Source organism: Burkholderia anthina, assembly GCF_902498995.1.
Taxonomy (GTDB): Bacteria; Pseudomonadota; Gammaproteobacteria; order Burkholderiales; family Burkholderiaceae; genus Burkholderia; species Burkholderia anthina.
In genome coordinates, this window is the sequence record NZ_CABVLY010000001.1 from 430,801 (window position 1) to 452,779 (window position 21,979).

Below are 21,979 nucleotides of genomic sequence, written 5' to 3' on the forward strand. Positions count from 1 at the left end.
GGAGCCAAGTTTGGGGCACGCGGTGGAACAGGCGTTTCCGCAAGACTAGAGTTAGAACGCGTCGTGATACCCGCTTGGGTGTGAAGTGCTTGGTGCTACGGGCGCGATCTCGCGAACGCCTACAGGCGAACCTTTTTCGTAGAAATCGTATGGGTCGCTCGTCCATCCTTGAGTCCGAGCAAAGAGATTTAGGCAGAGTGCACTGGGCGTGAGGATCGCGACTGGGGTTGGACTGCTATTCAGATTAAATCCACTTTCCATTTGAAGAAGGCCAACCTCACGAAGATGGTCGATTGCTATGTCAAGCTCGCTGGCGCTATCGATGCTCGTGACTTTGCGCAGACCTTCGAGCGGAACAATTACTTGAGTTTCGGCAAGTACCAAGCGATGCTCGGACGTGCATATCCGAGTGTCCTTACAGAGAAATTCGATAAGCGTTGCTTCGCTTGCCGTCAATTGATCAAGTAGTGTGATGAAAATAAGGTTGCTGTCATCTGTGCCAGTGGGGGAGCACGAACTAACGAAAAGTCCAGACCACATCTCCTGCAGATTCTCAGCGTCTACCCACGAGCTTTTGTCGATGATCTTACCTGCGATGCGGGGATGTACATGAATCTCGCCGGCTTGTTCATTCCGCTCGAGGTGGGCTCGGCTCCTCTCGAGAATGGCCACGGCATTGGACGCACGCCAGCTCCGGACTTTGTCTTGGAGCAGGAGTCCAAACTCCTCGGCTGCCGGCATGCAAACCTTGTTTAGAAAGGCGCCAATGCCGGTCACGGTCTTTTCGGTGACGATCTTGGCGGCTTCGGCAAGCGCTTTGGTTCCCACTGGGTCGAGATTCTCTTCGCTCATACTTGTCTCCACGCTTCAATTTTGAACGACCGATCGTTGGCACAGTCTAGACGCCTCGTGCGGGTACGCAGCGCTGATCAGGGGCGGACAGATATTCTGTCACTGATTTATTTTTGCAAGTGGGCGTTTCGCGGATGCAACGGATCGAGCGCTTTTTCTGCCTTTCGCAAAGGGAGCAACGCTCTGAGGGCCGCCGACTGGGGAATGGTGCAAAACTTGCTGCATTTTCGGTAGTGGTGGAGACGCGACACGCCAAGATCCGGTCACATTTTGTCGTTATCTGCTATGGACATGCTGGAATCAGCGGGATAGAGTGAAGTCGTAATTTTCGTAGTAAAAAAAATGCGCCTGTCAAGCTGCAGTGCCGCGGGACAGGTAGTGGAGCGCCGAGCCATGAAGCCAATCGATTATGTTCGCGACCACAAGACCGCGATCAACGGGGTCTTGGCGCGCTTTCATGTCCAAAATCCACGCTACATTCCCGAGGTAGTGGGCGAGGCCGAAGTGGTCTTGCTAGTGCAGCCGGAAGGGCAGGTATCGTATTTCGACGTGTTCAAGATGGAGGATGCGTTGACTGACGAACTGCATGCTCGGGTAACAATACTCACGGAAGGTGGGTTAAAGGGGAGTGATCGCGACCGTATTCTGAGCATTGCCCAGAAGGTCTAGTCGTGCCAACGCCCCGCGAGCGCTGCGAAGACATACTTCGCTCGGTACAGGCTATCTTGAGCGAAGTGAACGGACGCGACGAGCAGGCTTTTGTTGCTTCTGACGGGTTGGTGGCGGCATGTTGCTATCGATTTGTAATAATCGGGGAAGCCGCCAGTTCATTACTGACTGGGTGCCAGAGTGAGATTGCGCAATGTCCAGCGACCTTGGCTACTGCTCTAAAGTACGCCAAACGAATGCGTGATCTGTTGGCTCATCGCTACTTCGCTGTTGATCCCGCTAAAGTTTGGGCAACAATTCAGCAGGATCTTAGGCCGCTGGCGGCTGATGTCGCTATTCTTCAGGCGAAGTTCCCTTAGTTACTTAGGCCCCGTCTATCCGTCGGGCGTCGCCGTATATATCCCGCCGGGATATCGCTAGGTTCTGTTCGTGATCGTTTGCCGCGCGGCGTTGATCGGGATCACCGGAGCACCAGCCTGCAGTGCATCGAGGTGATCTGCCCAATGTTGCATCATCTTCCGGCGCTCGGGTAAGAACTCGGCATGCACGTATGCTGCGGTGACCTGATTGCGTTCAGCATGGGCAAGCTGCCGATCGACAACATCGCGGCCATAACCGAGTTCGCGTAGCACAGTCGCGGCCAACCCGCGGAACCCGTGGCCGGTCATTCGCGACTTGTAGCCCATGCGGTAGAGCGCATAGAGCATCGTGTTGTTCGAGATGTGGCTTCGGCCCTGGGTACTATAGAAAACGTGCCGATGGGCGCCGTTCAGTTCACGCAGCGCGGCCAATGTGTCGAGCGCTTGGCGCGAGAGCGGGACAATGTGCGGGTCGCGCATCTTCATTCGCTCCGCGGGAATCCGCCATTCGGCGGCGCGCTCGTCGAATTCGTCCCACTCGGCGTTGATCATCTCAGTTGTTCGAGTGAACGTCAGGGCCATGAAGCGAAGTGCCAGTCGCGTGACGAGGTCACCTTGGTAGGCTGCGATGTCCCGCATGAGTTGGGGGATTTCGACGGGTTTGACCCGTGCCATGTGTTGGACACCTGCGCCTTTCTTGAGAACAGTCTCGGCGTCGATGTCCGCGGCTGGATTCCGAGGGCATCGCCCGGTCATGATTCCGTACTGGAACACGGCCCGCGAGCGCTGGAGGATGCGCTTTGCTGTCTCTCGCACGCCGCGAGATTCGACGGCTCGGAGGATCTCGAGCATGTCGGGTGCCTCGATGTCTCGGATTGGACGGTGGCCAATTCGGGGGAAAACGTCGACCTCAAGCGAGTTGATCACTTTGCCCGCATAGACTTCGGTCCAACCATCCTTCTGGGCCGCAAACCACTCGCGCGCGACAGCCTCAAACGTCGATGCTGCTTCGATCGCACGTGTGCGTTTGACCTCCCGCTTCTGTTCGATCGGATCGGTGCCGGCGGCCAGTTGCTTCCGCGCATTGAGACAGGCTTGTCGAGCCTCAGCGAGTGTCACCTCTGGATAGACGCCGAACGACGCGAGCTTTTCCTTTCCGTCGAACCGATACTTCATGCGCCAGTACCGGGAGCCGTTCGGCATGACCTGCAAGTAGAGCCCTTTGCCGTCAGCTAAGCGGTATGGCTGTTCGGCGCCCTTTGCGCGGCGTACTTGCAACTCGGTTAGTGGGTCAGTTCGCTTTGGCATTTGGCGTGGGGGTATCGACTCCGAGTGCTTCGGGGTATATCCTCACCGATACCCCCAATGTACTTGGCTTGTACTGGGCAACCTTGGGCAATGATGGCAGCAAAAGCTTAGGCAGCACAAGGCTGTGCGCGATTTTTTGGGCGAACTTGGGAAGTGTTGGGAACTTAGATGGTCCCCCCGACAGGAATCGAACCTGTATCTAGCGCTTAGGAGGCGCTTGTTCTATCCATTGAACTACGGGGAGAGCCATGTCCGCGGTATCGCGTGCTGAAGACGCGAACGGGACGGCGGTGTGGACAGCGCGCAAAGTATAGCAAACGCGCGGCGCATCGGCGGACGGAATGCGTGCCGATGCGCGGTTCGCGCGTTCAAGCGTGGTCGGGAATCGCGAATCAGAAATCGACGACGACGAAATCTTCCTTGCCCACGTCGCACAGCGGGCAGCGCCAGTCGGCGGGAATGTCGGCGAAACGGGTGCCGGCGGGGATGCCTTCGTCGGGCAGACCTTCCGCTTCGTTGTAGACCCACCCGCAAATCAGGCAGACCCAGCTCTGGTATTCGGTTACTTCGCTCATGTAGCGCTCGGGATGATGAAAGTCGGTGATGCCGTTCGCGGCACGGCCGGCGGACGAAAGGCGCAATGGTACCGGAATTTCGCCGAACGCCTCGGCAACGTCGTTTTAAACGTACGCATCGCGAACAACCGCCGTCGTCGCGCGGGTCGGGCACGCAGTGTATGCTTCGTGAGCCTTTCAATCTGAAGGAGGAAACGATGCTCAACAAGAAATGGATCGCGGGCGCGATTTGTGTCGCGGCATTGGCCATGTCGACGCTCGCGCGTGCCGAGGCGCGCGTGTTCTTCGTCGAGCCGAAGGACGGCGCGACGGTATCGAGCCCGGTGCACGTGAAGTTCGGCCTCGAGGGGATGGACCTCAAGCCGGCCGGCGACATGACGCCGGACACGGGCCACCATCACCTGCTGATCGACGGCAAGCCGGTGCCGAAGGGCGACGTGATCCCGGCCACCGACCATTCGCTGCACTTCGGCAAGGGCCAGACCGAAACCGACTTGAAGCTGCCGCCCGGCCAGCACACGCTGACACTGCAATTCGGCGACGGCGCACACCGTTCGTACGGCCCCGAAATGAGCTCGACGATCACGGTCAACGTGCAGTAAACGCACCGCCCGCATGCGGACGCCCGGCCGGGAATTGCGGCCGGATGTCCACCGCAGGCCTCGCGCAACACTGAGGCGTCGCATGCGGCCCCGTCCGTCGGGCACACGCCGTCACGCACCCACAGCACAAAATAGAAGCGCGCATCGGCCTAGTCCGTTCGGCCATCCCGGCGCGGGCGTCCGCCACCGGTACAATGGGCGCTTCCGATTTCTCTCTTCGCCGTCTCCCCATGTCGCTTTATTCCATTACCGGCGCGCAACTCGCGTTCGGTCACGTCGCGTTGCTGGACCACGCGGACTTCTCGCTGGAGGCCGGCGAGCGCGTCGGCCTGATCGGTCGCAACGGCGCGGGCAAGTCGTCGCTGCTGAAGATCGTCGCCGGGCTCGCGAAGCCCGATGACGGATTGATCACGCGTCAGCAGGATCTCGTGACCGTCTACGTGCCGCAGGAGCCCGAATTCGAACCCGGCGCGACGGTGTTCGACGCGGTGGCGTCAGGGCTCACGCACACGCGCGAAGTCCTCGAAGAATACGATTCGATCGCGCATCGTCTTGCGGAGACGCCGGAAGGCGCGGAGCACGACGCGCTGCTCGCGCGAATGAACGCGCTGCAGTCGTCGCTCGATACGCACGATGCATGGAACTGGCGCACGCGCGTGTCGATGACGCTCGCGCAGATCGGCCTGACGGACGGCGATGCACAGGTCGACTCATTGTCGGGCGGGATGCAGAAGCGTGTCGCGCTGGCGCGCGCGCTGGTGCTGCAGCCGGACGTGCTGCTGCTCGACGAACCGACCAACCACCTCGACTTCGACGGCATCCGCTGGCTGGAAGAGCTGCTGGTCGCGCAGCGCGCGGGCCTGCTGTTTATCACGCACGATCGCGCGTTCCTCGACCGCGTCGCGACGCGCATCGTCGACCTCGATCGCGGCGGTCTGCTGTCGTATCCGGGCAATTTCTCGGCGTACCAGACGCGCAAGGCGCAGCAGCTGGAAGTCGAGCGCGTGGAAAACGAGAAGTTCGACAAGCTGCTCGCGCAGGAAGAAGTGTGGATTCGCAAGGGCGTCGAGGCGCGCCGCACGCGCAGCGTCGGGCGCATCGCGCGGCTCGTGCAGATGCGCAACGATCGCGCGGAGCGCCGCAACGCGCAAGGCAACGTGAAGCTCGACGTCGCGCAGGGCGAGAAGTCGGGCAAGATCGTCGCGGAGCTGACCGACGTGACGAAACGCTACGGCGATCGCACGGTGGTCGACACTTTCTCGACGACGGTCATGCGCGGCGACAAGATCGGTTTCGTCGGCCCGAACGGCGCCGGCAAGACGACGCTGCTCAAGCTGATCCTCGGTGAACTGAAGCCCGACGCGGGCACGGTGCGCACCGGCACGAACCTGCAGGTCGCGTACTTCGACCAGATGCGCGCGCAGCTCGACCAGGACAAGAGCCTGGCCGACACGATCAGCCCGGGCAGCGAATGGGTCGAGATCGGCGGCGTGCGCAAGCACGTGATGAGCTATCTCGGCGACTTCCTGTTCGCGCCGGAACGCGCGCGTTCGCCGGTGAAGTCGCTGTCGGGCGGCGAGCGCAACCGGCTGCTGCTCGCGCGTCTGTTCGCGCGCCCGGCCAACGTGCTGGTGCTCGACGAACCGACCAACGACCTCGACATCCCGACGCTCGAACTGCTCGAAGAGCTGCTGGCCGACTACGACGGCACGGTGCTGCTCGTCAGCCACGACCGCGCATTCCTCGACAACGTCGTGACGTCGGTGATCGCGGCCGAAGGCGACGGCAAGTGGCGCGAGTACGTTGGCGGCTTCACCGACTGGCAGATCCAGAGCGAGCGGTCGCAGCAGCTCGCGCAGCAGGAAGCGGCGAAGCGCGCCGTGAAGGACGCGGCGCCGGCCAAGGAAGACGCGGCGAAAAGCGCGGCGGGCCGCAACGCGCAGCGCTCGGTGAAGCTGTCGTTCAACGAGCAGCGCGAACTCGATGCGCTGCCGGAGAAGATCGCCGCGCTCGAGGAGGAACAGAAGACGATCAACGCGCAGCTCGAGGACGGCTCGATCTTCGCGAAGGATCCGCAGGAGGGCACGCGCCTGACCGAACGGTTCGCGGCGATCGACGACGAACTGCTCGCCGCGCTCGAGCGGTGGGAGACGCTCGAAGCGAAACGCAAGCCGGTTTGACGCACGGCACGCGGGCCGGCCGGGCCGGTGCCGCACGCGCGGCGGCCGGCCGGTGGCGCGGTGTGACGATCTTGCGGTGGCGTGCCACGCGGAACCAGTAAAATACCGCGCGTCCCGGGCCGCGCAGCGCATGCCGCGCGCCCGCTTTCGGAGCAGTCCAAGCACACCGTTGTTTCGATTCGCTTTTTTACGGAACTCAACGCTTTGTCCACGACGTTATCCACACGAGATGTGGAAAACGTCCCGATGAACGACGAAATTCAGCGCCTATGTCAACGAAGAAGCCCAGCGCGGCCTATAGCGAAGCATCGATCAAGGTGCTCAAGGGCCTCGAGCCGGTCAAGCAGCGGCCCGGCATGTACACCCGTACCGAAAATCCGCTGCACATCATTCAGGAAGTCATCGACAACGCGTCCGACGAGGCACTCGGCGGCTACGGCAAGCAGATCACGGTCACGCTGCACGCCGATCAGTCGGTGTCGGTCGAGGACGACGGCCGCGGCATCCCGTTCGGCCTGCATCCCGAGGAAGGCGTGCCGGTCGTCGAGATCGTGTTCACGCGCCTGCACGCAGGCGGCAAGTTCGACAAGGCCGCCGGCGGCGCGTACACGTTCTCGGGCGGCCTGCACGGCGTCGGCGTGTCGGTGACGAACGCGCTCGCGACGCGCCTCGACGTGACGGTCTGGCGCGACGGCAAGATCGCCGAGCTCGGTTTCGCCGACGGCGATGTCGTCAAGCCGCTCGCGACGCAAGGCGCGGGCCGCGGCGAGAAGAAATCCGGCACGCGCGTGCAGGTGTGGCCGAATCCGAAGTACTTCGATTCGCCGAACCTGCCGCTCGGCGAGCTGCAGCGCCTGCTGCGCTCGAAGGCCGTGCTGCTGCCGGGCGTCGAGGTCGTGCTCGTCAACGAGAAGACCGGCGAGCGCCAGGCGTGGAAGTACGAGGACGGCCTGCGCGGCTACCTGCTCGACGAGATGAACGGCAGCGAGCTGCTGATCCCGCTGTTCGAAGGCGAGCGCTTCGCCGATGCGCGTTCGGCCGACGACACGTTCGCCGAGGGCGAGGGTGCATCGTGGGTCGTCGCATGGAGCGAGGAAGGCTCGCTCGTGCGCGAGTCGTACGTGAACCTGATTCCGACGCCGGCCGGCGGCACGCACGAATCGGGCCTGCGCGACGGTCTCTACCAGGCGGTGAAAAGCTTCGTCGAACTGCACAACCTGCAGCCGAAGGGCGTGAAGCTGCTCGCGGAAGACGTGTTCGCGCGCGTGTCGTTCGTGCTGTCCGCGAAGGTGCTCGATCCGCAGTTCCAGGGGCAGATCAAGGAGCGCCTGAACAGCCGCGACGCGGTGAAGCTCGTGTCGTCGTTCTCGCGTCCCGCGCTCGAACTGTGGCTGAACCAGCACGTCGAGCACGGCAAGAAGCTCGCGGAGCTCGTGATCAAGCAGGCGCAGGCGCGCACGCGTGCGGGCCAGAAGGTCGAGAAGCGCAAGAGCTCGGGCGTCGCGGTGCTGCCGGGCAAGCTGACCGACTGCGAGACGGAAGATATCGCGCGCAACGAACTGTTCCTCGTCGAGGGCGACTCGGCGGGCGGTTCCGCGAAGATGGGCCGCGACAAGGAATATCAGGCGATCCTGCCGCTGCGCGGCAAGGTGCTGAACACGTGGGAAACCGAGCGCGATCGTCTGTTCGCGAACAACGAGGTGCACGACATCTCGGTTGCGATCGGTGTCGATCCGCACAGCCCCGACGACACCGTCGACCTGTCGAACCTGCGCTACGGCAAGATCTGCATCCTGTCGGACGCGGACGTCGACGGTTCGCACATCCAGGTGCTGCTGCTCACGCTGTTCTTCAAGCATTTCCCGCAGCTGATCGAGCGCGGACACGTGCACGTCGCGCGGCCGCCGCTGTTCCGCGTCGATGCGCCCGCTCGCGGCAAGAAGCCCGCGCAGAAGCTCTATGCCCTCGATGACGGCGAACTCGAAGCGACGCTCGACAAGCTGCGCAAGGACGGCGTGCGCGACACGCAATGGAGCATCAGCCGCTTCAAGGGTCTCGGCGAAATGAGCGCCGAGCAGCTGTGGGACACGACGATGAACCCCGATACGCGCCGCCTGATGCCGGTGAAGCTCGGCGAGCTCGACTACGAGGCGACCGTCGCGCGCATGACGATGCTGATGGGCAAGGGCGAGGCAGCCGCGCGGCGCGGCTGGCTCGAGGAAAAGGGCAACGACGTCGAAGCGGATATTTAAGCGACGCATCCGCGCGGCCGGGCATGACGCCCGGCCCGGCCTCACGCCACTTACGAATACGGAATTCAGATGGACGACAATACTTCCGATCTCTTCGCCGGGTCCGACGCACCGGACGCCGATGCGCTGACGCTCGGCAACTACGCGGAGCAGGCGTATCTCAGCTACGCGGTCAGCGTCGTGAAGAGTCGCGCGCTGCCCGACGTGTGCGACGGCCAGAAGCCGGTGCAGCGCCGGATCCTGTTCGCGATGAACGAAATGGGTCTCGGCCCGGACGCGAAGCCGGTGAAATCGGCGCGCGTGGTCGGCGACGTGCTCGGTAAATACCACCCGCACGGCGACCAGTCGGCGTACGACGCGCTCGTGCGTCTCGCGCAGGACTTCTCGCTGCGTTACCCGCTGATCGACGGGCAGGGCAACTTCGGCTCGCGCGACGGCGACGGCGCGGCGGCGATGCGATACACCGAAGCGCGGCTCACGCCGATTTCGAAACTGCTGCTCGACGAGATCGACCAGGGCACGGTCGATTTCATGCCGAACTACGACGGCTCGTTCGAGGAGCCGAAGACGCTGCCGGGCCGCATGCCGTTCGTGCTGCTGAACGGCGCGTCGGGCATCGCGGTCGGTCTCGCGACGGAAATCCCGTCGCACAACCTGCGCGAAGTCGCGGCGGCGGCAGTCGCATTGATCCGCAATCCGAAGCTCACGCACGCGGAGCTGATGAGCCTGATTCCCGGCCCGGATTTCCCGGGCGGCGGCCAGATCATCTCGAGCGACGCCGAAATCTCGGCGGCATACGAATCCGGCCGCGGCAGCCTGAAGGTGCGCGCGAAATGGAAGATCGAGGATCTCGCGCGCGGCCAGTGGCAGCTCGTCGTCACCGAATTGCCGCCGAACACGTCGGGCCAGAAGGTGCTCGAGGAAATCGAGGAGCTGACCAACCCGAAGCTCAAGCTCGGCAAGAAGACGCTCACGCCCGAACAGCTGAACACGAAGAAGGCGATGCTCGACCTGCTCGACGCGGTGCGCGACGAGTCGGGCAAGGAAGCGGCGGTGCGGCTCGTGTTCGAGCCGAAGTCGCGCACGATCGACCAGACGGAATTCGTGAACACGCTGCTCGCGTACACGAGCCTCGAATCGAACGCGACGCTGAACCTCGTGATGATCGGCGCCGACGGCCGGCCGGGCCAGAAGGGCCTGTTGACGATCCTCGACGAATGGGTGAAGTTCCGCCAGCTGACGATGACGCGCCGTTGCCGCCACCGTCTCGCGAAGGTCGACGACCGCATCCACATCCTCGAAGGGCGGATGATCGTCTTCCTGAACATCGACGAGGTGATCCGCATCATCCGCGAATCGGACGAGCCGAAGGCCGCGCTGATGAGCGCGTTCGGCCTCAGCGAGCGGCAGGCCGAGGACATTCTCGAAATCCGCCTGCGCCAGCTCGCGCGGCTCGAGAAGATCAAGATCGAGAAGGAACTCGAGGCGCTGCGCGACGAGAAGGCGAAGCTCGAGGAGTTGCTCGCGAACGAAAGCGCGATGAAGCGGCTGATGATCAAGGAGATCGAGGCCGACGCGAAGCAGTATGGCGACGATCGGCGCACGCTGATCCAGCAGGAAAAGCGCGCGACGTTCGAGGCGAAGGTGGTCGACGAGCCGGTGACGGTCGTCGTGTCGCAGAAGGGCTGGGTGCGTGCGCTGAAGGGCCACGGGCTCGATCCGGCCGGTTTCACGTTCAAGGCCGGCGACCACCTGTACGCGGCGTTCCAGTGCCGCACGCCCGATCGCCTGATCGCGTGGGGCAGCAGCGGCCGCGTGTACTCGGTCGACGTGTCGGTGCTGCCGGGCGGGCGTGGCGACGGCGTGCCGGTCACGTCGCTGATCGAGCTCGAATCGGGTTCGCACCTGATGCACTACTACGCGGCGCCGGCCGACCAGCAACTGCTGCTCGCGTCGAGCAATGGTTTCGGCTTCGTCGCGAAGGTCGGCGACATGGTGAGCCGCGTGAAGGCCGGCAAGGCGTTCATGACGATCGATGCGGGCGCGGTGCCGCTCGCGCCGATGCCGGTGCTGCCGAACGCGACGCAGGTTGCGTGCCTGTCGAGCGGCGGCCGCCTGCTGGTGTTCGGGATGGACGAAATGAAGACGCTGTCCGGCGGCGGCCGCGGCGTGATCCTGATGGCGCTCGAGGACAAGGAAACGCTCGTGCAGGCGCTCGCGATCGATCCGGCCGGCGTCGTGCTGATCGGCACCGGCCGCGGCGGCAAGGCGCAGGACGATACGCTGTCGTACGCGGGGCTCGCGCCGCACATCGGCAAGCGAGCACGCAAGGGCCGCGCGCCGGACACGAAGCTCAAGGTCATCAACGAGCTGCGTCCGATGCTCGGCTGACGCGCGATCCGCTCGCCGGTTCGACGGGCATCGAAGGCCGCACCTCCGCTTCGGCGGGTGGGCGGCCTTTCCTTTTGCGGCGACGCCGTATTCAGGTAAGCGAGCGTGGCGCCGTCGCGCGGAACTTGCAAAATATTGTGAAATGCTGCCAGGGGTCTGAACCGAGCGGCGGTGCGCCGGTCGAACGTCGCTTGATACCGCGCGTGACGCGGCTGTTCGTTGCACTCAACCCATCACAGGATCGCCGCCATGTCCCACGCTGTTTCCGTCGCGTTGTTTCTTCATCTGCTGGCCGTTGCCGTGTGGGTGGGCGGGATGGTTTTCGCGAACTTCTGCCTGCGCCCGGCGCTGTCCGACCTGACGCCGCAGCTGCGGCTGCCGCTGATCGAGGGCGTGTTCGGCCGCTTCTTCAACTGGGTGTCCGGCTCGGTGATCGTGATCCTGCTGTCCGGCGGCTTCCTGCTCATGGCGTTCGGCGGCGCGCACGCGACGTGGACGCTGCATGCGATGGCCGGGCTCGGCGTCGTGATGATGCTGATCTTCGGTCATATCCGTTTCGCGCTGTTCCCGCGCATCCGCCGTGCGGTGCAGGCGCAGAACTGGCCGGACGGCGCGCGCGCGGTGAACACGGTGCGCCTGCTCGTCGTCGTCAATCTCGTGCTGGGCGTCGTGACGATCGGCGCGGCGGTGCTGTCGCGCGGCTTCTGAGCCTGCGGCGGCGCCCTCCGGCGCGAATTGCCCGCGCGGTGCCGCGCCGCTACGCGGCCAGCATCGCGTCGAGCAGCCACGAGCCGGCCGGCCCGAGCGGCCGGTTGCGCGACCATACCGCATCCACCCGCACGCGGCGCGGCCAGCCGCGCGAGCGCAGCTCGCACAGGCGATCGCGCGCGAAGTGCTCCACCATCCAGCGCGGCAGCTCGGCCCAGCCGAACCCCAGCACGGCCATCTCCAGCAGCATCAGATAGCTCGGCGCGAGCCAGCGCTGCGTGCCGACGACGATCCGGTCGTCGGCGCTGCGATCCTCCGGTTTCACATAGGTATTGAGCCGCAGCTCGCGCGCGTCGCGCAGCGCCGCATGCGGCACGTCGGCATCGCCGTATTGCGCCAGCGCGTGCATGCGCCCGACGAACAGGCCGATCTCCGATTCCTCCGCCACCGTCGCCGCACCGATATCGGGCGGGTAGGCCGCGCGCGCGGCCATCAGCCCGAGCTGCGCACGGCCCTGCTGGATCAGGTCGAGCACGTCCTCGTGCTCGGCGATCTGGCATTCGAGCTCGAGCGCCGGAAAGCGCTGTTCGAGCGCCATCAACGTTTCCTCGTAACGCTTCGACTGGTACGTGTCGGACACGACGAGCGTGAGCCGCGCTTCCTCGCCTTGCGCGAGCCGCGCCGCCATGCGGTCGATTGCCGCGCCGGCCTCCAGCGCGCGCTGCACCTGCGGCAACAGCGCGCGTCCGGCGTCGGTCAGCGTCGGGGTGCGTGTCGAGCGATCGAACAACTGCACGCCGAGGTCGATCTCGAAGTTCGCGATCGCCTCGGAAATCGTCGACTGGCGTTTGCCGAGCTTGCGTGCGGCGGCCGTGAACGAGCCGAGCAGCGCGGCTTCGGCAAACGCGAGCAGGGCTTCGGGGGCGTGGCGCATGCGGCGCTCCTCACAGCGTTATATCGGTAAAACCGATGATATCAAACTGGATTGGCATGGTTTCACCGATCAAAATGGCCACAAGAACTGAATAGACGAACCGGAGGGAATCATGAAACAGGTGAATAAAACGGTGACGGAACGCCTCGTGCATGCGCTGACGTTCGAACTCGTGGCGATCGCGCTGTGCGCGCCGATCGGCGCATGGCTGCTCGACATGCCGGTGTCGCACGTCGGCGTGCTGACGGTGATGGTGTCGCTGATCGCGATGGTGTGGAACATGACGTTCAACACGCTGTTCGACCGCCTCGAACGGCGTGCGGGCCTGACGCGCACGCTTGGCATGCGGGTCGCGCATGCGGTCGCGTTCGAACTGGGTCTTGTCGCGATGGTGGTGCCGGTTGCCGCGTGGTGGCTGAACGTGAGCCTCGTCGAGGCGTTGGTGCTCGACCTCGGCCTCGTGCTGTTCTTCCTGCCTTACACGTTCTGCTTCAACCTCGCGTACGACGCGCTGCGCGCGCGCTGGGTCGCACGCCGCGTCGCAATGCAGGCGGGCTGAGCAGGGCGGGGGAGTCGAACCGGCGGGCGCCGCCGCGAGCGCGGCTGTCCGTCAGTGGGCGGCCGCCCACAGCCACACGCCGCACACGATCGCGACGACGCCGTACACGGCATACACGGGCACCTTGAAGCGCGCGAAGCACAGCGTCGCGAACGCGCCCGTGAGCCAGTAGACGGGATCGGCCGGTTCGCGATGCAGGATCTTCACGACGGCGACCACGAGAAAGCCCGTCGTCGCCGCGCGCAGCAGGCGCATCCCGTGCTCGAAGCGCGAATGCCGCTTGAGCCGGAACAGGTGGTTCTTCGCGAACACGACGAGGCAACCCGACGGAATGAACAGCGCGGCGGTCGCGAACAGCGCGCCGATCCAGCCGTCGGTCAGGTAGCCGAGAAACGGCACGACGTTCAGCAGCGGCCCCGGCGACACCGGCGACAACGCGAAGGCGAGCGTGAAATCGTGATCGGAGATGCCGGTCGCCGGCGACACGAACAGCGTCTTGAGCACGGGCAGTGCGGAAAAGCCGCCGCCGAACAGCGTCATGCCGGCGCCCGCGAGCCGCGGCCACAGCAGCGCCATCTGGTAATCGCCCGGCAGCGGCAGCGCGAACAGCGCGACGAGGACGGCGAGCAGCACGAGCAGGTTGCGATCGCGCGTGGACAACGTGAAATCGATCGCGTCGTGTTGCGGCGGCCCCGTCAGCCAGCCTGCTGCAAACGCAGCGCAGAGAATGCCGACGAATGCGGCCGGACTATGCGCGAAAGCGAGCAGAATCGTCGACAACGCGGCGATCAGCTGTTCGAGCCGCGTGCGCGCGAGCGAGCGCAACTGCTTGAGCCACGTGACGCCGATCAGCGCGGCGAGCACCATCCCGAAGTGATTGATCAGCATCGGCGCGGCGAGCGAGCGCACGAGCGGCGTGCGATAGAAGATCGCGAACAGCGTCATCAGCACGAAGAACGGCAGCACGCTCGCGATGCCGGCGATCCATGCGCCGGCGCGCCCGTGCAGCGTCTGGCCGACCTGCACCGCGACGTTGCATCCGACCGGACCTGGCACGAGCCATGCGAGCGCGACGAGATCGGCGAACAACTGCGGCTCGATGCGCTGCAAGCGGTCGACATAGTGACGTTCGAGCTGCGCCATCATCGACAACCCGCCCCACGACACCGCGGAAATGCCGGCGACGACCTTGAACAAGGCCCACAGGGATGCCTGTGCCCGTTCGACACGTTCGGCCGCTTCGACTTCGACGGTTGTCATGATTGTGCTGTTGGCGCAGGGCCCGATCTCGCGCATAGGGGCATGCCGGCGGCCTGCCGACACGATGGCCCTCCCGATTGTCCGCCGCGCATCGTGACACTGCCATGCGCGAAAACGCTAGTTAATGAACTAAACGATCGGATCGGAAACCGAAATGATCGGCATGTGGCAAGACGCGTGCCGTGCGTGCCGCGTGTGGTGTGCGGTGTGCTTACGCGCCGGCGTTGCCGGCCGCGCGATGTGCGATCACGTTCGCTTGCTCGCCGCGCACGCCGAAGCGTTCGATCAACGCGGGAATCGCGTCGGCCGGTACGGGCCGCGAAAACAGGAAGCCCTGCGCTTCGATCTCGCCGAGCGCGGACAGCCATGCGATCTGCTCCTCGGTTTCGGTGCCCTCGACGACGACCGTGAGGCCGAGCGAGCGCGCGAGATGCACGATCGACGACACCATCACGCACACGCTGCGATCGTTCGGGATCGCCTGCACGAACGAGCGGTCGACCTTCAGCGTATCGACGGAGAAGCGGTGCAGGTATGACAGCGACGAGTAGCCGGTGCCGAAATCGTCGAGCGCGATCCGGATGCCGAGCTTCTTCAGCGCGACGATCTTCTCGGAGACGAGTTCCGGATATTCCATCATCGCGGTCTCGGTGATCTCGAGCTCGAGCCGGTTCGCGTCGATGCCGGTGTCGAGCAGCGCTTGCGAGATCGTCTCGATCAGGTCGCCGCGCCAGAACTGCACGGGCGAGATGTTGACCGCGAGCGTCAGCGTGTCGTGGCCGTCGTCGCGCCAGCGCGCGATCTGCGCGCATGCGGTGCGGATCACGAAGTCGCCGATCGGCACGATCAGGCCGGTCGATTCGGCGATCGAAATGAATTCGTTCGCGGAGATGATGCCGTGCTCCGGATGATCCCAGCGCGCGAGCGCCTCGAAGCCCGTGATCGTGCGCTGCGTGAGGTCGATCTTCGGCTGGTACGCGAGGAACAGCTGCCCTTCGGCGAGCGCGACGCGCAATTGCTGTTCCCAGCGCATCAGGTGATCCGCGCGGTGCGACAGGTGCGGCGCGTAGAACTGATAGCAGTTCTTGCCGGCGTCCTTCGCGCTGTACATCGCGAGGTCGGCCTTCTTCAGCAGGTCGATTTCGCTTTCGTTCGCGACGGTGTGCAGCGCGATGCCGATGCTCGCATGCAGTACGAACGAGCTGCCGCGCACGTCGAACGGTTCGCTGAACAGGCGGATGATCGCTTCCGCGAGCCGCACCGCGCGCCGTTCGACGTCGTCGCCCTTCATCACGACCACGAACTCGTCGCCGCCGATCCGCGCGAGCGAGCCTTCGTCGCCGACCGCATCGGACAGGCGCGACGCGGTCATCTGCAGCACGATGTCGCCGGCGTTGTGGCCGAGCGTGTCGTTGACGGTCTTGAAGTTGTCGAGATCGATGAACAGCAGGCCGAGCCGCGACAGGCTCGCCGGCATCGACACGTCGTTGCGCAGCCCGCGCAGCGTCGCGTAGCGGTTCGCGAGGCCGGTGAGCAGGTCGTATTCGGCGAGCTGGGTCATCTCGCGCTCGCGGCCGAGCAGCTTGCCGATCAGCCCCGTCGCGACGCCGAAGAACGCGAGCATCGCGAGCGTGATGAAGCTCGTCATCAGCAGGTAGACGTTGCGCGTGTGGTAGTAGTCCGCGAATTCCTCGGTCTGCGACAGCCCGACCATCACCGCGAGCGGGTAGCCGTCGAGGTGGCGGTACGACACGATGCGCGTCACGCCGTCGAGCGGGTCGATGATGGTGCCCGTCACGCGCTCGGCGATCGGGTAGACGCCCGATGCGGAGAACGCGCCCGGCGCGTTGCTCACCGAGCCGGTGCGGCGCGCGAGCACGGCGCCCGTGTCGGACACGACGGCGATCACGCCTTCCTTGCCGATCGCCGCATTGTTGTAGAAGTCGTTCGTGAAGTAGCTCGGGTCTTCCGACACGACGACGATGCCCGCGAAGCTGCCGTCCGGGTTGTTCAGGCGCCGCGTCATCTGCAGCGTCCAGTGGCTCGACACGCGGCCGAGCACCGGCTTGCTGATGTACAGGCGGTCGTCGTTGTTCGCGAGATGCACCTTGAAGTGCTCGCGGTCGGACAGGTTGATCGGCTTCGGATGGAGTTCGGCGGTGTTCGCGAACAGGATGCCCTTCGCGTTGACGAGCGAAACCTGGATCAGCGTGTCGCTCGGCACGACGCCTTTTTCGACCGCGCTCGCAAGGTTGAAATGCGCGGGCGACTTCTCGAACTCGAACTTGACGAAGCGGGTGATCTGGTCGACCTGGTGGATCGCCTTGACCGTATGCTGTTCGAGCGCGGACGACAGGATCGCAGCGGATGCCGCCGCTTCCTTGTACGCGCTGTCCTTTTCGACCGACAGTCGCGCGATGATCACGGCCCACAGCAGCGCGAGCGCCAGCATCCCGAGCAGCGGGATCGCGAACAGCGCACGCCGGCGCGATTTGCGCGGCGCGCGCAGCGGCCGATTCGGCGGCGTGTGGTTAGACCGGGCGGAGCTCATCGAAAAGGGCGGCGTCCTGCTCGCGTGAGCCATCCCCCGTCGGGATGGCCGGCTATGGTTGGGGCGCACCGGCGTCTGTTCGTTCGCGGGATGCGCAACCATGGACAGACCCGCCGAAGCGACGGATTAGGCCCGATATTACTGGCTGGAACGCTTTTGCGATAGACGGGTGAATCGTAGGGTGCCGGCCCGGCCGGCACCGTCGCGCATCGCGAAACGTCAGGCGGGCGCCTGGAACGTGCCGTCCACGACCGTCACGACATGGCCGCCGATCCAGATCGTGCCGTCGTCGCCATAGTGGACGAAGATGCGGCCGTCGCGGCCGATTGCCGTGCCCTGGCGCACTGTATACGAAGGGCCGGGGCGGCGTTGCTGGCGGCTCAGCAGGCCGGCCAGCGCCGCATTGGCGCTGCCGGTGACGGGATCCTCGCCGACGCCGAAGCTGCCGCCCGTCATCAGGCAGCGGATTTCGAACGTGGCGGGGCCGCCGTCCGGGTGCGGCGCGTAGACCGCAAGGCCGTCCGTGCCATAGCGGTGGGTGATTGCCTCTAATGCGGCCTGATCGGGGGCGAGGCCGACGCAGGCGTCGGCCGACGTCAACCGCACGACGAGCCACGGCGCGCCGTTGTCGACCGCGCACGGTTCGGCATCCGGATCGATCGCATCGCTGCGCAATGCGGCTGCCAGTGCCGGGTAGTCGGCGCGGTCGAGCGGCGTGAACCGTGCCGGCGGTGCGGCAAATGCCCAGCCATCGGCCCGTTCGCGCAGTTCGACCCGGCCGACCCCGCATTGCTGGATCAGCCGGCCCGGCGTGCGCGGCCGCGCGCCGCTTTCCAGGAACGCATGCGCGGTGCCGAGTGTCGGATGACCGGCGAACGGCAGCTCGCCGCCCGGCGTGAAGATCCGGACGCGGTAGTCGGCTTCCGGATCCGTCGGCGTGCATACGAACGTCGTTTCCGACAGGTTCGTCCAGCGGGCGATCGCCAGCATGTCGTCGTCGCCGAGCGAATCGGCGTCGAATACCACGGCAAGCGCATTGCCCTTGAACGGCACCGACGTGAAGGCGTCGACCTGCTTGAAGCGGACGCGGCGGCCGGTCATCGTGACGGTTGCGTGACCTGCTTGACCTGCGTTATGCAACTTCGGCGATCAGTTCGATCTCGACGCATGCGCCGAGCGGAATCTGCGCGACGCCGAACGCCGAGCGCGCATGCTTGCCCGCATCGCCGAACACTTCCGCGATCAGCTCCGACGCGCCGTTCGTGACGATGTGCTGTTCGGTGAACTCGAGCGTCGAGTTCACGAGGCTCATCAGCTTCACGATGCGCGTGACCTTGTTCAGGTCGCCGGTGTGCGCGTGCAGCGTCGCGAGCAGGTCGATCGCGATCGAGCGCGCGGCCGCCTTGCCGTCTTCCGTCTGCAGATCGGCGCCGAGCTTGCCGGCCCAGACCTTGCCGTCCTTCTTCGCGATGTGGCCCGACAGGTAGACCGTGTTGCCGCTTTGCGCGCTCATCACGTAGGCGGCGGCCGGTGCGCCGGCGGTCGGGAGCTCGATGCCGAGCGACTTCAGTTTGTCGTAGACGTTAGCCATGGGTGCGATTCCTCGTAGAGAGTCGTGCGTGACAGGAAAAAGGGGATCAGAGACGCTCGCGCAGCAGCTTGCCGAGGCGCGCGACGCCTTCCTCGATCTTTTCGGGCGGCACCGTCACGAACGACAGGCGCAGCGTGTTCTGCTGCGGATCGTTCGCGAAGAACGGCGCGCCGGGCACGAACGCGACGTGGTTCTCGACCGCCGCTTCGAGCAGCTTCATGCTGTCGATCTGCGCGGGCAGGTTCACCCAGATGAACATTCCGCCGTCCGGGCGGTTCCACGTGACGCCTTCCGGCATGTGACGCGCGAGCGACGCGAGCATTGCCTCGCATTGCGCGCCGTACAGCTGGCGGATCGTCGGGATGTGTTCGTCGAGGAAGCCGTCCTTGATGACTTCGTGCGCGATGCGCTGCGTGAGCGTCGGCGTGTGCAGGTCGGTGGCCTGCTTGGCCTGCACGAGCTTGAAGTGGAGTTCTTCGGGGGCAATGATGTAGCCGATCCGCAGGCCCGGTGCGAGCACCTTCGAGAACGTGCCGAGGTGCACGACGTGGTCCGGCGCCATCGACAGCATCGTCGGCAGCGGCTCGCCCTGGTAGTTCAGCGCGCCGTACGGATCGTCTTCCAGCACCGGGAACGGGCTCGACTGCGCGAACGCGGCGAGCGCGCGGCGGCGCTCGACGGGCAGGCGGCGGCCGGTCGGGTTCTGGAAGTTCGGCTGCGCGTACAGCAGGCGCGCGCCTTGCGTCAGTTCGGGCGTGAGGCCTTCGGGCAGCAGGCCCTGCTCGTCGGTCGGCACCTGCACGTAGCGCGGCTCGTACAGCGAGAACGACTGCAGCGCGCCGAGGTAGGTCGGCGTTTCGACGAGGATCGGGCTGTCCGGATCGATCAGCGCCTTGCCGAGCAGGTCGAGCGCCTGCTGCGAGCCGGTCGTGATCAGCACTTGCGACACGCGCACGCTGTAGCGTTCGGCGATCCATTCGCGCAGCGGCAGGTAGCCTTCGGTCGCGCTGTACTGGAGTGCCGCGGCGGGCGAATCGCGCAGCACGCGGTCGGCCGCGGCGCGCATGCGTTCGGCCGGGAACGTCGCGGGAGCGGGCAGGCCGCCGGCGAACGAGATGACCTCGGGGCGTTCCGTGATCTTCAGGATCTCGCGGATCGCCGAGCTCGTCAGCTTGCGTGCGCGTTCGGAAAGCTGCCAGTGCGGCGGATGCAGGTCGCTCGGATTCATAGTCTCCTCGTTCGGATATCGTGGTCAGTCAAGAAAGGTCGGTCAGGCGGATTGCGTCGACGCGGCCGGGTGGGCATGCGGGAGCGCGATCGGGCCGTCGCGGCTGGATAGGCAAAACCGTTCAGGCAAAACGAACATTATGGCGCACCTCATCAACCGGCGCGAGCGGGGCGCGGGGCCGTGGCGACCGACGAGCGCCGCCCGAGCATGACGGTCGCGATCACGGCGGCCGCGAACAGCCACGTCGACGACGTCACCGTCTCGCCGAACAGCAGCGCGGAAAAGGCGATCGTGAAGAAGATCTGCAGCAATTGCACCTGGCCGACGCGCGCGATGCCGCCCATCGCAAGCCCCGCATACCACGCGAAAAAGCCGATGAATTGCGAAAAGAGGGTTACATAGCCGAATGCGAGCCACGTGCGCAGCGCGAGCGGGCCGGGGTGCGCGGCGTGCTGCATCCATGCGAGCCAGCCGACCGGCAGCACGAGGAACGGCGCGGACACGACGAGCGCCCAGCAGATCACCTGCCAGCCGCCGATCTGGCGTGCGAGGCGCGCGCCTTCGGCATAGCCGAGCGCGCCGATGCCGACCGCGACGAGCATCAGCGCGTCGCCCGCCTGCACGGTGCCGCCGCCGTCGCGCAACGCGAACGCGATCACGAGCGCGCTGCCGGCCAGCGCGCTGGCCCAGAACGCCTTCGACGGCCGTTCGTGCGACAGCCATGCCGCATACAGCGCGACGAACAGCGGCTGCAGGCCGTTGACGACGGCGCCGTGCGACGCAGGCACGGTTTTCATCGCCCACGCGGAGAACACCGGATACGCGATGATCACGCCGGCCGACACGACCGCGAGGCTTTTCAGTTGCGCGCGGGTGGGCAGCCGTTCGCGGCGCCACCACAGCAGCAGAGCGGCCGGCACCGACGCGGCGAGCGCGCGGCCGAGCCCGTTGAGCAGCGGATTGAGTTCGGAGACGACGATACGCGTCATCGGCAGCGTCAGGCTGAAGATCATGACGCCGATGAGGCCGAGCAGCATGCCCCGGGTTTCGCGCGAATTCATGTCGTGGGTGTCTCCGTATTCGTGAGGTGCATCGGGTGTAACGGGAGGGCGGCCGGGCGTGCAGCGTCAGCGCAGCGTGCGCGCGCCCTGCGGCGTGTCGAATTCCGCGGTGAGCGCGGGCGGGCCGTCGGCGGTCTCGAGATCGAGCAGGTGGGCGGCGCCGAGCCAGTCGAGTTGTTCGCGAAGTGCATCCGCGCGCGGGTGGGCGCCCTTGAGCGCCTTCAGCGCGACGCCGTCGCTCGGCAGCGATTCGGCCGGGTGGCGCGGGCTGTCCCACTGGATCAGCGACGGCAGCAGACCGTCGCCGGCGCCTTGCCATGCGGGGAACGCGCCGTCGTCGGGCACCGTGAGGCCCCAGCCGAGGTCGCCGCGCCGCATCGCGACGAGCGGTGCGATCCGGGCCGGATACTGGCTTTGCCACAATGCGAGCTGGCGCGGGCGGTCGACGCGCGCGACCCAGTGCGCGAGGAACGGCCCCTGCGCGAGCCGTTCGCGCATCGCCGGATCGTCGAGGCCGAACAGCCGCGCGCGCGGCGGCGCGCCGTCGTCGCCCGTGGCGGGCGCGTCCGGATCGATCGAGATCACTTCGAGGTACAGGCCGCCCCATGCGCCGAACAGCGCGTTATGGGTGCGCATCAGCGGATGGCGGCCGCCGCCGGCCGGTTCGATGCCGAGCGCGTCGGCGACGTGGCGCACGCCTTCGTCGAGCGTGCGCGCGGCGATCACGAGATGGTCGAGGGTCAGGGAGCGGGCTGGCATGAACGTCGGTCGGGAAGCGAAAGTGTCATGGTAGTCGGGCGAGGTGCCGGGCGGTTGCGGAACCGGCCGGGGCACGGGCGGCGCTGCAGGCCAGCCGGCGCGGCGCCAGTGCGGCAGGGCCGCAGCGACGGCCGCATGAT

General features: G+C 65.5%; 19 protein-coding genes and 1 tRNA gene. 8 read left to right on the forward strand and 12 right to left on the reverse strand.

Translation table 11 applies throughout. The features are described 5' to 3' along the window. Window positions 1–51 precede the first annotated feature (51 nt). Window positions 52–852, reverse strand: coding sequence for an Abi-alpha family protein (locus BME24068_RS02080; protein ID WP_174925016.1), 801 nt, complete (start codon window positions 850–852; stop codon window positions 52–54). A 393-nt stretch (window positions 853–1,245) separates the two neighbouring features. Between BME24068_RS02080 and BME24068_RS02085 the strand changes: the two genes are divergently transcribed. Together BME24068_RS02085 and BME24068_RS02090 are read left to right on the forward strand one after the other, a co-directional pair. Further along, a complete protein-coding gene (locus BME24068_RS02085) occupies window positions 1,246–1,521 on the forward strand; it encodes a hypothetical protein (RefSeq protein WP_174925017.1) in 276 nt (91 codons plus the stop codon). Between the two features lie 2 nt (window positions 1,522–1,523). Next, the gene (locus tag BME24068_RS02090; RefSeq protein WP_338138567.1) at window positions 1,524–1,880 is read left to right on the forward strand and encodes a HepT-like ribonuclease domain-containing protein; all 357 of its coding nucleotides are present in this window, start codon (window positions 1,524–1,526) and stop codon (window positions 1,878–1,880) included. A gap of 57 nt (window positions 1,881–1,937) precedes the next feature. On the opposite strand, the gene BME24068_RS02095 is transcribed toward BME24068_RS02090, so the two are convergent. From BME24068_RS02095 to BME24068_RS02105, 3 genes are all read right to left on the reverse strand, one after another. Further along, the gene (locus BME24068_RS02095; RefSeq protein WP_174925019.1) at window positions 1,938–3,188 is read right to left on the reverse strand and encodes a tyrosine-type recombinase/integrase; all 1,251 of its coding nucleotides are present in this window, start codon (window positions 3,186–3,188) and stop codon (window positions 1,938–1,940) included. A 169-nt stretch (window positions 3,189–3,357) separates the two neighbouring features. Beyond that, a tRNA-Arg gene (locus BME24068_RS02100) sits at window positions 3,358–3,432 on the reverse strand. A 148-nt stretch (window positions 3,433–3,580) separates the two neighbouring features. Continuing rightward, on the reverse strand, window positions 3,581–3,763 hold the full coding sequence (locus tag BME24068_RS02105; RefSeq protein ID WP_006478164.1) for a rubredoxin: 183 nt from the start codon (window positions 3,761–3,763) through the stop codon (window positions 3,581–3,583). 197 nt (window positions 3,764–3,960) lie between these two features. On the opposite strand from BME24068_RS02105, the gene BME24068_RS02110 reads away from it, so the two are divergent. From BME24068_RS02110 to BME24068_RS02130, 5 genes are all read left to right on the forward strand, one after another. Further along, entirely contained in the window at window positions 3,961–4,365 is a 405-nt protein-coding gene (locus tag BME24068_RS02110; RefSeq protein ID WP_174925020.1) for a DUF4399 domain-containing protein, read from the forward strand. Between the two features lie 230 nt (window positions 4,366–4,595). Continuing rightward, on the forward strand, window positions 4,596–6,545 hold the full coding sequence (locus BME24068_RS02115) for an ATP-binding cassette domain-containing protein (RefSeq protein ID WP_096502117.1): 1,950 nt from the start codon (window positions 4,596–4,598) through the stop codon (window positions 6,543–6,545). A gap of 269 nt (window positions 6,546–6,814) precedes the next feature. Then, entirely contained in the window at window positions 6,815–8,797 is a 1,983-nt protein-coding gene (locus BME24068_RS02120) for a DNA topoisomerase IV subunit B (RefSeq protein WP_096502115.1), read from the forward strand. Window positions 8,798–8,866: 69 nt separating this feature from the next. Beyond that, window positions 8,867–11,188 carry a DNA topoisomerase IV subunit A gene (gene parC / locus BME24068_RS02125; protein ID WP_174925021.1) on the forward strand — a complete coding sequence of 774 codons (2,322 nt, stop codon included), beginning with the start codon at window positions 8,867–8,869 and terminating at the stop codon, window positions 11,186–11,188. A gap of 249 nt (window positions 11,189–11,437) precedes the next feature. Next, window positions 11,438–11,896: a CopD family protein gene (locus BME24068_RS02130; RefSeq protein WP_096502111.1), complete on the forward strand. Its 459-nt coding sequence runs from the start codon at window positions 11,438–11,440 to the stop codon at window positions 11,894–11,896. Between the two features lie 49 nt (window positions 11,897–11,945). Here BME24068_RS02130 and BME24068_RS02135 read toward each other — a convergent pair whose 3' ends face one another. Beyond that, window positions 11,946–12,830 carry a LysR family transcriptional regulator gene (locus BME24068_RS02135; protein WP_174925022.1) on the reverse strand — a complete coding sequence of 295 codons (885 nt, stop codon included), beginning with the start codon at window positions 12,828–12,830 and terminating at the stop codon, window positions 11,946–11,948. 112 nt (window positions 12,831–12,942) lie between these two features. Between BME24068_RS02135 and BME24068_RS02140 the strand changes: the two genes are divergently transcribed. Further along, window positions 12,943–13,389, forward strand: coding sequence for a multidrug/biocide efflux PACE transporter (locus BME24068_RS02140; protein ID WP_174925023.1), 447 nt, complete (start codon window positions 12,943–12,945; stop codon window positions 13,387–13,389). Window positions 13,390–13,440: 51 nt separating this feature from the next. Here BME24068_RS02140 and BME24068_RS02145 read toward each other — a convergent pair whose 3' ends face one another. From BME24068_RS02145 to BME24068_RS02175, 7 genes are all read right to left on the reverse strand, one after another. Next, window positions 13,441–14,649, reverse strand: a complete 1,209-nt coding sequence (locus BME24068_RS02145; RefSeq protein ID WP_096502492.1) for a chromate transporter — start codon at window positions 14,647–14,649, stop codon at window positions 13,441–13,443. A 211-nt stretch (window positions 14,650–14,860) separates the two neighbouring features. Then, entirely contained in the window at window positions 14,861–17,200 is a 2,340-nt protein-coding gene (locus BME24068_RS02150) for a bifunctional diguanylate cyclase/phosphodiesterase (protein ID WP_096502105.1), read from the reverse strand. 219 nt (window positions 17,201–17,419) lie between these two features. After that, entirely contained in the window at window positions 17,420–18,301 is an 882-nt protein-coding gene (locus tag BME24068_RS02155) for a PhzF family phenazine biosynthesis protein (protein WP_174925024.1), read from the reverse strand. Window positions 18,302–18,332: 31 nt separating this feature from the next. Next, window positions 18,333–18,791, reverse strand: coding sequence for a RidA family protein (locus tag BME24068_RS02160; RefSeq protein ID WP_096502101.1), 459 nt, complete (start codon window positions 18,789–18,791; stop codon window positions 18,333–18,335). 46 nt (window positions 18,792–18,837) lie between these two features. Next, window positions 18,838–20,019: an aminotransferase-like domain-containing protein gene (locus BME24068_RS02165; protein ID WP_096502099.1), complete on the reverse strand. Its 1,182-nt coding sequence runs from the start codon at window positions 20,017–20,019 to the stop codon at window positions 18,838–18,840. A gap of 152 nt (window positions 20,020–20,171) precedes the next feature. Then, window positions 20,172–21,080, reverse strand: coding sequence for a DMT family transporter (locus BME24068_RS02170; RefSeq protein WP_174925025.1), 909 nt, complete (start codon window positions 21,078–21,080; stop codon window positions 20,172–20,174). Window positions 21,081–21,146: 66 nt separating this feature from the next. After that, entirely contained in the window at window positions 21,147–21,839 is a 693-nt protein-coding gene (locus tag BME24068_RS02175; RefSeq protein WP_174925026.1) for a VOC family protein, read from the reverse strand. Window positions 21,840–21,979: the final 140 nt, after the last annotated feature.

Excerpts from the sequence above, each read along its gene's own strand:
- BME24068_RS02080 (WP_174925016.1), bottom strand. The coding sequence starts at position 852 with ATGAGCGAAGAGAATCTCGACCCAGTGGGAACCAAAGCGCTTGCCGAA.
- BME24068_RS02085 (WP_174925017.1), top strand. The coding sequence starts at position 1,246 with ATGAAGCCAATCGATTATGTTCGCGACCACAAGACCGCGATCAACGGG.
- BME24068_RS02095 (WP_174925019.1), bottom strand. The coding sequence starts at position 3,188 with ATGCCAAAGCGAACTGACCCACTAACCGAGTTGCAAGTACGCCGCGCA.
- BME24068_RS02105 (WP_006478164.1), bottom strand. The coding sequence starts at position 3,763 with ATGAGCGAAGTAACCGAATACCAGAGCTGGGTCTGCCTGATTTGCGGG.
- BME24068_RS02110 (WP_174925020.1), top strand. The coding sequence starts at position 3,961 with ATGCTCAACAAGAAATGGATCGCGGGCGCGATTTGTGTCGCGGCATTG.
- BME24068_RS02115 (WP_096502117.1), top strand. The coding sequence starts at position 4,596 with ATGTCGCTTTATTCCATTACCGGCGCGCAACTCGCGTTCGGTCACGTC.
- BME24068_RS02120 (WP_096502115.1), top strand. The coding sequence starts at position 6,815 with ATGTCAACGAAGAAGCCCAGCGCGGCCTATAGCGAAGCATCGATCAAG.
- parC (WP_174925021.1), top strand. The coding sequence starts at position 8,867 with ATGGACGACAATACTTCCGATCTCTTCGCCGGGTCCGACGCACCGGAC.
- BME24068_RS02130 (WP_096502111.1), top strand. The coding sequence starts at position 11,438 with ATGTCCCACGCTGTTTCCGTCGCGTTGTTTCTTCATCTGCTGGCCGTT.
- BME24068_RS02135 (WP_174925022.1), bottom strand. The coding sequence starts at position 12,830 with ATGCGCCACGCCCCCGAAGCCCTGCTCGCGTTTGCCGAAGCCGCGCTG.
- BME24068_RS02140 (WP_174925023.1), top strand. The coding sequence starts at position 12,943 with ATGAAACAGGTGAATAAAACGGTGACGGAACGCCTCGTGCATGCGCTG.
- BME24068_RS02145 (WP_096502492.1), bottom strand. The coding sequence starts at position 14,649 with ATGACAACCGTCGAAGTCGAAGCGGCCGAACGTGTCGAACGGGCACAG.
- BME24068_RS02150 (WP_096502105.1), bottom strand. The coding sequence starts at position 17,200 with ATGAGCTCCGCCCGGTCTAACCACACGCCGCCGAATCGGCCGCTGCGC.
- BME24068_RS02155 (WP_174925024.1), bottom strand. The coding sequence starts at position 18,301 with ATGACCGGCCGCCGCGTCCGCTTCAAGCAGGTCGACGCCTTCACGTCG.
- BME24068_RS02160 (WP_096502101.1), bottom strand. The coding sequence starts at position 18,791 with ATGGCTAACGTCTACGACAAACTGAAGTCGCTCGGCATCGAGCTCCCG.
- BME24068_RS02165 (WP_096502099.1), bottom strand. The coding sequence starts at position 20,019 with ATGAATCCGAGCGACCTGCATCCGCCGCACTGGCAGCTTTCCGAACGC.
- BME24068_RS02170 (WP_174925025.1), bottom strand. The coding sequence starts at position 21,080 with ATGAATTCGCGCGAAACCCGGGGCATGCTGCTCGGCCTCATCGGCGTC.
- BME24068_RS02175 (WP_174925026.1), bottom strand. The coding sequence starts at position 21,839 with ATGCCAGCCCGCTCCCTGACCCTCGACCATCTCGTGATCGCCGCGCGC.